This is a genomic window from Brachyspira sp., from assembly GCF_050873525.1.
In the GTDB taxonomy this organism is placed as follows: domain Bacteria; phylum Spirochaetota; class Brachyspiria; order Brachyspirales; family Brachyspiraceae; genus Brachyspira.
In genome coordinates, this window is sequence record NZ_JBNMIZ010000063.1 from 1 (window position 1) to 12,401 (window position 12,401).

The following is a 12,401-nucleotide window of genomic DNA, read 5'->3' on the forward strand; positions in this document are numbered from 1 at the left end:
TAAGAAAATAAAATAATTTTTTTAAATAATAAAAAATATTATTGATTAGGAATAGAAGCGCCGATTTTTACATCAAAATCTTTTCTTATTTTGTCGAATTTTTCTCTGTTTTTAATTATTGCCGAATTCATTTTATTAATCGCTCTTTGATTTGCGCTATATAACGCGAGCGATTTTCTTGCATAAGCCGTCATTTCGATTTTTTTGTCGGGTTCTAAATTTATTAATTTGATTATCGTATTATAATAGCCTTCGTTAGCGGCGAGCATTCTGTATCTTTTCATTTCCATATCGTTAATATATTTATCGTTATAGGCTTCGTTATTTAAAGGCGAAACATAAACGACTTCTTCCTGTGAAATATTTTCCATAGCGTTAATAAGATTTTCTATAGTTGAAAGAGAATCCGCTCTTGAAATTTCCTCTCCTCTATTCAAAAACACAATCGGGTCGCTTTCGGCATTCTGTTTGATTATTTTCGATTCTTCGTCCATAGTTTTTATGTAGGCTTCTTTTGGAGAGAGAACTTTTTTATCTTCGTCCGTCACAATGTCAACGCTTCCTTCCGATAAAAGAACTATACTCGAACCGTTTTCCGCAAAGGCAACTTCAAATTCAGTTCCTCTAACTATCGCCGAAGTATTTGCCGTGTGAATTTCGACTATATTTCCTATATCTTTTTGAATATTTACTTTAATATATCCTTCGAGTAAAGACAATGAAATTTTATTATCTTTATCAATATTTTTATAAATAGGAGGATTAACTAGCAGAATCGTATTTTCATTAACCGTTATATTTCCTATTTTTCCGCCGTTTTTTGTTATTGAAATTTCCGCTTGAGAATTGCTTGAAGTTCTTAATTTATATTCGTTATGAATTTCGCTTCCTCTGAAAACTCTTAAAGATTTGTCCGCTTTTTCTATGAACGCCACTCCCGAAATTCCCGTCACCTTAAAAGATACATCTTGAGAAAAAAGAAAACTACTATTAAAAAGTATTAATATAGGCAGTAAAAATATTCTTAAGTCTTTCATATTCTTTACTCCATAATTATCGGCTAAAATCATAAATCTTCTAACCGTTTATATTTTACATGCTACAATCAAAAAGTCAATAGATTAATTTATCAAATCAATTCTATTTGAGGAAATTCGGGATATGAAAAAATTAAGTCCAAATTGAAACCGTTAATTTTTATAATTATATCCTTGTAATCCTCCGCATTTTCTATCTTGCAGCATACGCTTATAATATAGCAATTATCTATGGAAAATGTTGCAAAAAATAAATCATCGGCGTTATAAATCGCTCTTTCTTCCAAATTTATTTCTATAGAATCTTTTATATCGAAAATCTTTTTGCCGAAAGTTTTTATATAAGCTTCTTTTAATGTCCATAATGTGTAAAAATCAATTTCCAATTTTGAGGACGATTTTAATAATTTGTATTCGTTAAATGAAAAATATTCCTGCGCTATATCGAAGAAATTTCTTTTTTTCAAAAATTCGCCGTCAACTCCGATTAATTTATCAGTCATTGCAACGGCTATCAAATCTTTTGAATGCGTCCCGTTAAAAAATATTTCGTTTTCGCCCGCAAAATAAGGTTTTCCGTTTTCGCCTCTTTCTATAATTAAATTTAGATTTTTAGATTTTGAATAATATTTTGAAGCCATGTCTTTTGAAATATTTTCTATTTTAGAACTTTCATTTTCGGTTTTATTTGAATTATCGCTAAAAATATATTTTAAGTATATAGTTTGAATTTTGTCTTTTCTTTTCGTCTTTTCCAATTTCAACTCTCTTTTGATTATTAAAAAGTATTTCCGTCTTCGTTTCAATCTTTATATAATAAACCATTGATTTATTATTGCAATATTTAATAAAATATTTTCTATCATAAATTTATTTTTAATATATAATAAAAAATAAAAATTATAATCAATAAATAATAACGGAATAATGAAAAAGAAACTTGAATTACAAACTACAACTTTATGGGATTATCCTTCGCAGCAATATTTGAAAAGCGAGGAAGAAAAACATAAATTCTACGCGGGAGCGACTCCATCCTATATTATTTGGAATCTTCTAAATAGATACACTAAAGAAAAAGATTTAATTGTCGACCCGATGGCGGGAAGCGGAACTACGATAGATGTGGCGCGAGAATTAAACAGACGGGCTTTGGGATACGATATTAATCCGAAGGCTTTGGAGCGAAAAGATATTTTTAAAGCGGACGCTCGAAAAATTCCGATTGAAAATGAAAAAGTTGATTTTGTATTTGTCGACCCGCCTTATAGCGACCATATAAAATATTCGGAAGAAAAAAACTGCATCGGAAAATTGAGCGCAAAGGGAGAAGAATATTATAAAGCGATGGACGATTGTTTTAAAGAAATATTTAGAATAATGAAAAAAGACAGATACATGGCTTTATATGTTTCGGATTCTTATAAAAAAGATTATCCTTTTATGCCGATTGGTTTTAAATTATTCGAGCTATTAAATAAATATTTCATTCCAATAGATATAATTTCAGTCGTTCGTCATAATAAAACTTTAAACAAAGGCAATTATCATATTTCTGCCATTGAAAATAATTATTATTTGCGAGGATTCAATTATTTATTCGTGATGTATAAGATTGGAAATAGGACTATTGATAATAACGGAAGATTGCATTTAAGGGATTTATAAAATTTTTAATCCGTTTAATTTAAGAATACGCATTAAGTCCTATTTTTCTTAATATTCGGAGAAAATCCATTACGGTTTCGTTATCCAATTTTTCTATTTTGCTTTCTTCTTCCAAATCTCTTAATTTATCGTCTATATCGTTTTCTATGCATATTATTATATCCGAACTATTTTGCCAATCGGGTTTATTGCTTTTTGATTTAAATAATTCGTCAACAAATAATGAAAATTTTATTAATGTTTCTTTATCTTTAATATATTTTTCCGTATTATCGTAAACGGCTCTTGCGCATTTATTATCTCTTATTTTTTCATCATATTTAATATTTTCTTCATAACTTTCCCCGCACAATTCCAATTTTATTTTCATCGCTTCTTTTAAGAAAATTTCTTTGCTTATTCTTTTGCTTTCATAATCTTTTATTATTCTTTTTATTTTCTCAGAAAGTTTTTCGTAGAAAGCGGGATTTTCTTCCATTTTTTCTTTTATCATATCGTTAGCGGCGTTTAATATCGCGTCAGCTTTTGCATCTCCCAAACATTCTATTTCTTTTTCAAAATCTTGGCTAAATATATTTGGAATTTCATTAAGAACTTTTACTTTCGTTTCCGTTCCGATAAATGTGTCGTATAATTTTTGCATTTTAGATTCGTATTCTTTAAAATCTATTGCCTCGTTATGTTTCAATCTCAAACTTTTTCTCAAATCTATGCATAATTTAAATAATTCTTTATAAGATTTTATTTCCTCTTCGGTAAAACTTTCTAAAAAACTTTCGCTAAATTGACAGATATTTAAAAGTTTAGAATATTTTGCAAATAGATTATAAAATTTTTCTCTATTTTCTTTTTCGGAGAGTAAATCTCTGCATATTGATAATTTATCCGTTTTATTAGATTTTAATTCTGGTAGAAATTCTATCAATTCGTTATACGATTTTTTGAATTCTTCTATTTTTTCTTTTAAGTTAAAAACCGCTCCGTCTATATCTTCAGAATCGTAATTTGCAAGTTTGTCGTATTTATTTAAAGCCAAATCTAAATTTTTTAATAAGCCTCTATAATCTATCAATATTCCGAAATCTTTGCCTTCATAAGTTCTATTTACTCTCGCTATCGCCTGTAAAAGCGCATGGTCCTTCAATTCTTTATCCATATACAAAACTTGAGCTTTCGGCGCGTCAAATCCCGTTAAAAGTTTATCAACGACTATAAGTATGTCAATTTTTCCGTCTTTGAATTTCTTTATTATTTCGTCAGTATATTTTCTTTCGTCATTTGTATATTTGCCGTAAAGTTCTTTCCATTTTTTAGAAACATATTTTTTATTTTCAGTAATTTCATCCTCTTCGCTTTCGGGCGCTTCGGAAGATATAACCGCTTCAGTTTCCAGATTATGATATTCGTCAAAAATTTCTTTCATTTTTAAAGCTTGGAATTTACTTGAAACGGCAAGCATAGAATTAAAATTTGTGCCTTTCAAATTTTTCTCATAATGTTTCGCTATATCGCAAGCCAATTTTATTAATCGATTATAATTTTGATTTATAGTATTTTCTTTCACTCTTTTATTTTGCAAATCGCTTTTTTGTTCTTCGGTAAAATCTTTTGTGATTAATTCGTATCTTTCGTCCAAAGCGTCTTCGTCTAAAATTTTTAAATTTATTAATCTGCTTTCATAATATAGAGGAACGATTACTTTATCCCGCAAACCGTCTCTTATCGTATAGCAGTCAATAAATCCGCCGAATTTTTTAGCCGTGCTTTTTTCAGCTTTGTATAAAGGAGTTCCCGTAAAACCTATATAGCATGCGTTTGGAAAAACTTTTCGCATTTTATTTGCCAAATCTCCGTATTGAGTTCTATGGCTTTCGTCAACCAAAACGAATATATCGGGCGAATCGATTTTTATTTTTTCTTCAAATACTTTTTCAAATTTATTTATTACTGTAGTTATTATCGATTTATTATTTTTTATGAGATTTATTAAATGTTTTCCCGAATTTGCTTTATTAACCGATATAGAAGTATTTTGAAAAGTTTTATGAATCTGTTCGTCCAAATCTATTCTATCGGTTACGACTATAACTTTTGAGCATTTTATTTTTTTCGATATAATTTTTGTAAGCATTGACATTGTAAGACTTTTTCCGCTTCCCTGCGTATGCCAAATAACGCCTCCGTCTCTTTTGCCGTTTTTTATATTATTTATTCTTTTAATAGTTTTTTTGATTGCAAAATACTGATTATATCTTGCGACTTTTTTATCTTTTCCGTCAAATATTATAAAATATTCCAAAATATCTAAAAATCTTTCTTTTTCAAATAGAGAATATAATGTTATATCGATTTCGTCTATTTTTCTGTCGGTAATTATTTCGTTTAATTTTTCTTTTATTTTTCCGTCATCTTCTTTATTATGCCAAACGGAATAGAATTTTTTATTCGTTCCAGCCGTTGCATATTTTATGGTTTCGTCATTTGCGCATAATAATAATTGAGAGAATTTAAATAACTGCCTTATCTCTCCATCTTTTTGATTTATCCTCATTTGTTCTATCGCATTGTCTATACTAACGCTTGCCTTTTTAAGTTCTATTATTCCGAGCGGGATTCCGTTTATAAAGACTACCAAATCGGGTCTTCTCGTTTTTTCTTTTTCTTCCGTATTTTGTCTTTTCACTTCAAATTCTTCGGTTATGTGAAAAGCGTTATTTTCGATATTATTAAAATCTATATAATGAATATTAAAACTTTCGCTTTTGTTTCCAACTTTTTCTTTATAAGATTCGCCTTTAAGAATTTTTTCTGTTATTTTTTCATTGGCGGTTAAATAGCCGTTTATTAGCGGAACATCCAAATCGTCTATAGCTCGTTTAATATTTTCTTCGGAGAATTTTTGCTTTTTATCATTGTAAATAAAATAATTAAATTTATTCATTTGATTTTCAAGAATATTTTTAAGAATAATATTTCCGTTATCACTGCCTCTTTCTTTAAAAGCGTCTTCTGGACTTAAATATTTATAGCCAATATTTTTGAATAGTTCTATAACTTTATCTTGCAAAAATCTTTCGCTATATTCTTTCGGCATTGTAAAATCCTAATTTCATATTTTATAATTATACAATTTGGAATTATAAAATCAACTATATTATTCATTTTAAAAACTTATTAATAATGCAAAATTAAAAATTTGACTTATTATATTTTTAATATATCATAATAATAAAAATATGGAGGAATTGGCATGTCTGTAAAAAATAAATATGAAGAACATTCTCTTCCTAGCGTTTCTATAGTTATGGGTTATTTGGCGATAAAAGATTGTTCTTCTATAGAGGAAAAAATAAATATTCTTTCTATGTTAGGATACGGAAAAAGCGAAATGGCTCAAATATGCGGAACTACGGTAAATAATATTTCGTCCGTTATCAATAAATCAAAATCTAAAAAATCCGTTGCGGTGAAAAAATCAAAATAATATTTGTAGAATATGGGAAACAAAAAAGAAAAAATAAATCTTCCTAAAGAATATATAAATACTTTAAAAAACGCTAAAGAATTATATTCTCATATTTTTAGTTTTGAAATTGGACTTCGACTTGCAATAGATAATCATTTAACCGAATGGATAGGAAAAGAATGGTGGAATATAAAATTGGCAAAAGACATGCCAGAAATTTTTAAATATGCCGAAGAACATAAAAAACAATTCTTTATTAATAAAATTGATAAATCTATTCATAATATACATTTTGTAACAATAGGGCATTTGTCGGAAATAGTAAAGAAATATAAAGAGACATTTATACCCGAAGTTTTTCCTAATTTGCATGTTTTTTTAGGACATATTGAATATATAATAAAAATACGAAATTGCTGCTGTCATATGCATCCAAATATAGACAAAGAATATATTAAAATATTGGAAGCCGAAACTTTAATTTTATCTAAAATTATAAATTCTAAAATAATATAAATAATTTGTTTGGAATTATAAAATCAACTGTTAATTATTGATATTCTAAATAAATAATATAAAATATAACTAAATTTGAATTAAACTATATTAAAATAAATCGCTATGCGAACCTATCGCTATGCATACAAGAATTAAAGTTTTATTTTCTTTTTTGTATATCAAAAGTAAATCGGGTTTTATATGGCATTCTCTAAAACCAGCATATTTTCCGACTAATTTATGGTCTTTATATTTCGGCTCTAATATTTCGTCATTTAAAAGTTTGTTTATAATTCTTTTAGCGATTTCTTTATCTTTTTGATTTAATCTTTTGTATTGTTTTCTAAATTTTGACGAGGGTTTAAATCTATACATTATAAATCTTTCTCAAATTCTTCAAAGTTTTTATATATTTTTAAATTATCTTTTTCTTTTTTGTAGGATTTTATAGCTTTATCTATTCCTTTTTCTTCTTGTATTTTCACTTTTGATTTTGAAATTTTTGCCATGCTTTTTATAGCTTTTATCAAATCTTCGTTCGCATTTTCTATGGTTAATTTTACAGTCATAATTTTCCCTCTACGATTTAATTTTTACTTTTTCCAAATTGTATAATTTATAAATCAAAATATCAATATTTATATGTTCTTTTTTGATGCCAAAAAAGAACCAAAAAGCATTTCTTTTTTTGTCGCTCTGCGCACCTTCGGTGAAAAAAAGAAACAAAAAAACAACTCCGTGCAGAATTCGTAGCTTTTTAATTTATGGGATAGCTTATTTATTTTAAATCTTTCTTTATTAAGCAACGGGAGTTTTACTCCCTCACTACTGAATAATTAACCTCATTTATATTCTTTGTCATTGCGAGGCTACTGCCGAAGCAATCCACACAGAATAGATTACTTCGCCTCGCCCTGCGTGCCTACGGCAACGGCTCGTAATGACGAAAAAATGAACTGTCATTGCGAGGCTCTGCCGAAGCAATCCACATTATAATCTAACCTCGCCCGTCATCAACTTCTTAATTACCCCGCTTTTCATTTTCTTAATCTCCTCTTTCTGCTCCTTCAAATTATCTATTTCGGTGTCAAGCAAACTTAAATATTCGCCTATAATCTTTTGTTCTTCAATAGATTTTGGAATGCATATTTCTATATTTCTAAAATTATTTAATGAAATAAAATATCTTTGCCCCATTCCATCAGATAAACGATAAGCCTGTCTATGAAAAAAATCCGTATCACACATATAAGACTTAAATTTTAAATCTATTTCTTTATTAAATCTAACACGAATTATATGATAACTATAAACCGTATCGTGAAAATCTTCCATTGCGACAGACGATTTTGCAATACCTTCTCTATCTTCAGAGCTTGGAGTAATAAATAAATCGCCTTTTCTTATATTGCACTTTTCTAATTGTTTTTCTGTAGCCGTTGTCATATAAGATATTTCTTTTTCGTAAAGTTTATTTCTATTAAATACATCTAAATAATTTAATAGTTTTATAGGTATTTCATTATCTCTAATTTTTTTATCAACTCCCGTAGCGGTTATTATTCCTAAATCTCCAAGTTTAACGGTTTCCCATTCGTCATTAAAACCTTTAAATCTCGCTTCTCTATTTAATAATTTTTTAGCCATTCCTTTTTTAAATCTTTCTTTTTCTTCAATTAATTTTATTGTGTTTTCTAAATATGCATCAATTTTTGAAAGAGCGGAGGCAATGCGTTTTTGTTCGTCTAACGGCGGTAAATGTATGACTATATCTAAAAATTTATTTTTTGATATATTATATCTTGTTATACCCTGCGCTAATCTATATGTCGATTTTCTTATATAATCGGAACGGAAATAATATCTGGCAAATTCTGGCAATAATATATTAAAATCAAATCTAAATCCAAAACAAAAACTATTTAAATAAGTATTTTCTACTTCGTCAAGTAATACGGAACTCATAGCTACTTCGTTTGGAGTTTCAGATGATATTGTAAAAAATGCATCGCCATATTTTACTAAATTTTGATTTTCATTTTTATCTACAAAAACATCCTTAAATCTATTAATATCTACCTTATCACTATCGTATATACTTTTGTAAGTTATATATTTTGCATTGCAATTTTCAGAAAAAGATTTTGCTTTTTTATTTCTTAAGCCTCCGTAAGATGTTCCAATTTTTGATAAATTATATTCTTTCCAGCCATAGGGTAGTTTATTCATAATTACTCCTTATATTCCTTAAATATATACATAGGATTGTGGAGCATAATTTATATTAAATTCTGCTAATTTTTTAGGTTTACGATATTTTTTTATTTTTCCTATTTTTATAGCATACGCTTTATTTTTATCTTCAAAATATTGATAAAAAAAATCTATAGAAACACCAGAATCATTTTTAATTACATCCCAAATTTTATCTAAATTATCTGTAATAATATCTTCTATTTCAAATTCGCCAACTATTTTTGATATTGGAGAAGAAGAATATATTATTATTTTTTTTATATTTTTCCTTTTAAAAATATTTTTTCTGATTTCGTATTTTTTACTACCATTAAATATTTTTTCAACATATTCGGGTTTAATCGACAATAAAACTTTCATTTACTTTACACTCTCTTAATATTAATAAAAACTCTTCTTTTGATATTTGTTTTAATCCTCTTATTTCATTTTCAAAATTCTTTAATATTTTTAAGTCTAATAATCTTTTTCTATTAATTCTATTACCTGCTGGTATTGAATAAACATATAAAAAATTTATTAGAAAAGGTTTTGTATTACTATACTCCCACTGATTCATAAGTTCTTTATCCGTGAAAACGCTTCTTTTTCTTGCACTTTTTATAAATTCTTCATAAGAATTAAATTTATCTATTTTGTCTTCTACTATTCCTATAGTGGTTATAACGGAAGAATGATAAGCCGATTTGCCTTCCTCTTTGGTTCTATAAAATACTATAATATCTCCCCGCTTTACATTTCTATTAAGAGAGCGTGATATATAAACTTTACTTATAGCGTTTCTATGAGGTGAATTTTCTTTAAAATCTTTAGATGATTCGGTTCTTAAATATGAATCTGGTAATAATTCCGTATGATATTGTGGATATATAGGTATTAGAAATATATTTGTATTTGCTGAAAAAAATGGATATGTAATTTTAGGATTTTCTTTAAAGAATTGTTTTGAAAAATCTCTAACATAAACTAATTCCCCATTGTTGCCTTTTTCTCCCCAATATTTAAAACCATATTCTTCAAGTAAATTGATTAATCTTTTTTGTTCATTTCTTTTATTAAAAATAGTAACATATATTTCGTTAACTTTATTAACAATAGCATTATCAAATATTATTTTTATAAATCTTTCTCCTAATTTTAAACCGTTAGATTCTACTTTGAATGTTCCTATTTTTAATCTTTTTTTAGCTTTAAAAATAGGTTTTATATCAGAATAATTTTCATTTTTATCTTCAACTTTTAAATATAGAAATGATAATAATTTGTTATCTTTATATGTTATGTATGCCATTTCATTAGATTTTTTATTAAACCATTTTTCAAAACCGTCATAATCTTCTTTTAAAGAATCAAAAAAATTATCGGATAAATCTATATTGCCAAAGTATTCTTTTTCAACAGATAAAACTTTATAATCTATAAGTTCTGGATATTCGGAATGTATTTTTTCTAAAAATGAATCAATAGAAAATACTTTATCGCTTATATTTAATAATTTAGATTTTTCATGTATTTTCTTATCTTCTGTAATAAATATATCGACTCTATTATTAAATAATTCATTTAATAGTATAGAATCGTTTATATCATTTTGATTTTTATCTAATTTTTGTGAGATTTCAGATACTTCATTACTTAATTTTGCTTGCGTTTTTAATATTTCATAACTTTGAATTTTTATACTTAATATTTCTAACACATTGGAATTAGGATTTTTATTTAATTCTTCAATAGTTATTGGATGAATGCATGCTTTATAATCTGCTTTATTAAGCCATTTAAAAAGGCTTCCTATTTCTCTTTTTATTGCATTAATATTATTATTATTTTCTCTATGAATAATAATATTTGTATCTAAAAGTGCTTTCATTAATAATCCTCAATATAATTATAATTTATTTATTATAATATCATTAATACAATTATAATCAATAATACAAAAAATTATTACAATAAAAAATTAATTATTTAAATCACAACTTTATCAAAAATAATTTTCGCTTCATTTTCTAATTTTTTCCTTTCGCTTTCCAAATTATAAATTTTTAATTTTGAGGCTTTTAAATCTACATTTTTAGAACTTTCAAAAGAATCGATATATCTTACTATATTTAGATTATAATCGTTCGCTTTAATTTCGTCCAAACTCACAACTCTGCAATATTCGTCAATATCTTTTCTTTTTCTGTATGCGGAAACTATTTTTAAAATATCTTCTTCTCTTAATTTATTTTGCCGTTTGCCTCTATAGTAATCGGCTCGGGCGTCAATAAAAAATATATCTTTATTTTTATTATTATTTTTTAGAATTAGTATGCAAGTCGGAATCGAAGTTCCATAAAATAAATTTTCGGGAAGTGCGATAATCGTATCAATTAAATTATTTTCAATTATTCTTTGTCTTATAATTCCTTCACTCGCTCCTCTTGATAAAACTGTAGGAGGCATTACTACAACCGTTATTCCGTTTTCTTTCATGCTATTAATCATATGAAGTAAAAAAGCCAAATCACCTTTTGTCTTCGGAGGAATTCCAAATTCAAATCTGCCGTATTTATCGTTTGATGCAATCTCTTCGCCCCATTTATCCAAACTGAAAGGAGGATTTGCAACCACTACATCGAATTTAGCCAATTTGTCTTTTTCTATAAATTTTGGTTCTTTAATCGTATCGCCCCATTCTATTTTTGCCGAATCGCCAATTTCATGCAGATACATATTCATTCTGCAAAGCGAATAAGTTTGACTGTTTTTCTCCTGCCCGTAAATGGAACAATTATCTTTTCCAATTTCTTTATTTACTTTAATAAGGAGTGAACCGCTGCCGCAAGTCGGGTCGTAAACTTTCACGCTTTTTCTGTCGCTCACTATTTTTGCGATAAGCATTGAAACTTCTGGAGGAGTAAAAAATTCGCCGCCTTTCTTTCCCGCATCGCCCGCAAAATTTGAAATCAAATATTCGTAAGCGTCTCCCATCACATCGTTATTTTGAAGCGCGCTCGGACTCAAATCAAGTTCACTGTCGCTAAAATCTTCGAGCAAATGTTTTAAAATCGCGTTTCGAGTTTTTGTCTCTCCGAATTTATTTGAATCGTTAAAATCTATATTGTTAAAAATGCCGTCAAATTTTTGAGGATTATCTCTTTCGATTTTTCTTAAAGCAGCGTTTATAATCTCTCCAATATTCGGCGCTTCCTTATTTTGAAGCAAATATTCAAAATTCGAATCTTCGCTCACTTTATAATTCATTCTTCCAATCGCTCTATTTAATCTGTCGTTATCTCCTTTATATTTTTCTTCCAGTTCTTTTCTTTTTTCTTTTGAAAAGTCCGATAAATATTTTACGAAAAGCATACTTAAAATATAATCTTTATAAGCGGAAGAATCTATAGAGCCTCTAAAAGTATCGCAGGCTTTCCAAACTATATTTTCCACAGTTTCTTTTGTAGTTTTAGGCATCATTTTCTCCTTAAAAA

At 27.3% G+C, this 12,401-nt stretch carries 12 protein-coding genes; 3 read left to right on the plus strand and 9 right to left on the minus strand.

Going from position 1 to position 12,401, the window contains the following annotated elements; translation table 11 throughout:
* Window positions 1–38: 38 nt before the first annotated feature.
* Together ACR0QS_RS05875 and ACR0QS_RS05880 are read right to left on the minus strand one after the other, a co-directional pair.
* A complete protein-coding gene (locus ACR0QS_RS05875) occupies window positions 39–1,037 on the minus strand; it encodes a FecR domain-containing protein (protein WP_432632511.1) in 999 nt (332 codons plus the stop codon).
* 92 nt (window positions 1,038–1,129) lie between these two features.
* Entirely contained in the window at window positions 1,130–1,795 is a 666-nt protein-coding gene (locus ACR0QS_RS05880; RefSeq protein ID WP_432632512.1) for a 4'-phosphopantetheinyl transferase family protein, read from the minus strand.
* A gap of 169 nt (window positions 1,796–1,964) precedes the next feature.
* Between ACR0QS_RS05880 and ACR0QS_RS05885 the strand changes: the two genes are divergently transcribed.
* The gene (locus ACR0QS_RS05885) at window positions 1,965–2,705 is read left to right on the plus strand and encodes a TRM11 family SAM-dependent methyltransferase (RefSeq protein ID WP_432632513.1); all 741 of its coding nucleotides are present in this window, start codon (window positions 1,965–1,967) and stop codon (window positions 2,703–2,705) included.
* Window positions 2,706–2,724: 19 nt separating this feature from the next.
* On the opposite strand, the gene ACR0QS_RS05890 is transcribed toward ACR0QS_RS05885, so the two are convergent.
* Window positions 2,725–5,799, minus strand: a complete 3,075-nt coding sequence (locus ACR0QS_RS05890; RefSeq protein ID WP_432632514.1) for a type I restriction endonuclease subunit R — start codon at window positions 5,797–5,799, stop codon at window positions 2,725–2,727.
* A gap of 156 nt (window positions 5,800–5,955) precedes the next feature.
* Here ACR0QS_RS05890 and ACR0QS_RS05895 point away from each other — a divergent pair, with 156 nt between their 5' ends.
* Complete coding sequence (locus ACR0QS_RS05895; protein ID WP_432632515.1) at window positions 5,956–6,189, plus strand: hypothetical protein; 234 nt, start codon at window positions 5,956–5,958, stop codon at window positions 6,187–6,189.
* A gap of 12 nt (window positions 6,190–6,201) precedes the next feature.
* A complete protein-coding gene (locus ACR0QS_RS05900; RefSeq protein WP_432632516.1) occupies window positions 6,202–6,687 on the plus strand; it encodes a hypothetical protein in 486 nt (161 codons plus the stop codon).
* Window positions 6,688–6,777: 90 nt separating this feature from the next.
* On the opposite strand, the gene ACR0QS_RS05905 is transcribed toward ACR0QS_RS05900, so the two are convergent.
* The 6 genes from ACR0QS_RS05905 to ACR0QS_RS05930 all read right to left on the minus strand — a co-directional run bounded on the left by ACR0QS_RS05905 (window position 6,778) and on the right by ACR0QS_RS05930 (window position 12,387).
* On the minus strand, window positions 6,778–7,044 hold the full coding sequence (locus ACR0QS_RS05905; RefSeq protein WP_432632517.1) for a type II toxin-antitoxin system YafQ family toxin: 267 nt from the start codon (window positions 7,042–7,044) through the stop codon (window positions 6,778–6,780).
* On the minus strand, window positions 7,044–7,238 hold the full coding sequence (locus tag ACR0QS_RS05910) for a hypothetical protein (RefSeq protein WP_432632518.1): 195 nt from the start codon (window positions 7,236–7,238) through the stop codon (window positions 7,044–7,046). The genes ACR0QS_RS05905 and ACR0QS_RS05910 overlap by 1 nt, the downstream gene beginning before the upstream one ends.
* Before the next feature lie 421 nt (window positions 7,239–7,659).
* Entirely contained in the window at window positions 7,660–8,898 is a 1,239-nt protein-coding gene (locus tag ACR0QS_RS05915) for a restriction endonuclease subunit S (protein ID WP_432632519.1), read from the minus strand.
* Window positions 8,899–8,916: 18 nt separating this feature from the next.
* A complete protein-coding gene (locus tag ACR0QS_RS05920) occupies window positions 8,917–9,285 on the minus strand; it encodes an ASCH domain-containing protein (protein ID WP_432632520.1) in 369 nt (122 codons plus the stop codon).
* Entirely contained in the window at window positions 9,263–10,795 is a 1,533-nt protein-coding gene (locus ACR0QS_RS05925) for a PIN domain-containing protein (protein WP_432632521.1), read from the minus strand. Before ACR0QS_RS05925 ends, ACR0QS_RS05920 begins: the two co-directional genes overlap by 23 nt.
* A gap of 98 nt (window positions 10,796–10,893) precedes the next feature.
* Window positions 10,894–12,387: a type I restriction-modification system subunit M gene (locus ACR0QS_RS05930; RefSeq protein ID WP_432632523.1), complete on the minus strand. Its 1,494-nt coding sequence runs from the start codon at window positions 12,385–12,387 to the stop codon at window positions 10,894–10,896.
* Between the last annotated feature and the right edge of the window lie 14 nt (window positions 12,388–12,401).

Coding starts and splice junctions, on each gene's coding strand:
- ACR0QS_RS05875 (WP_432632511.1), bottom strand. CDS start 1,037: ATGAAAGACTTAAGAATATTTTTACTGCCTATATTAATACTTTTTAAT.
- ACR0QS_RS05885 (WP_432632513.1), top strand. CDS start 1,965: ATGAAAAAGAAACTTGAATTACAAACTACAACTTTATGGGATTATCCT.
- ACR0QS_RS05890 (WP_432632514.1), bottom strand. CDS start 5,799: ATGCCGAAAGAATATAGCGAAAGATTTTTGCAAGATAAAGTTATAGAA.
- ACR0QS_RS05895 (WP_432632515.1), top strand. CDS start 5,956: ATGTCTGTAAAAAATAAATATGAAGAACATTCTCTTCCTAGCGTTTCT.
- ACR0QS_RS05900 (WP_432632516.1), top strand. CDS start 6,202: ATGGGAAACAAAAAAGAAAAAATAAATCTTCCTAAAGAATATATAAAT.
- ACR0QS_RS05905 (WP_432632517.1), bottom strand. CDS start 7,044: ATGTATAGATTTAAACCCTCGTCAAAATTTAGAAAACAATACAAAAGA.
- ACR0QS_RS05910 (WP_432632518.1), bottom strand. CDS start 7,238: ATGACTGTAAAATTAACCATAGAAAATGCGAACGAAGATTTGATAAAA.
- ACR0QS_RS05915 (WP_432632519.1), bottom strand. CDS start 8,898: ATGAATAAACTACCCTATGGCTGGAAAGAATATAATTTATCAAAAATT.
- ACR0QS_RS05920 (WP_432632520.1), bottom strand. CDS start 9,285: ATGAAAGTTTTATTGTCGATTAAACCCGAATATGTTGAAAAAATATTT.
- ACR0QS_RS05925 (WP_432632521.1), bottom strand. CDS start 10,795: ATGAAAGCACTTTTAGATACAAATATTATTATTCATAGAGAAAATAAT.
- ACR0QS_RS05930 (WP_432632523.1), bottom strand. CDS start 12,387: ATGATGCCTAAAACTACAAAAGAAACTGTGGAAAATATAGTTTGGAAA.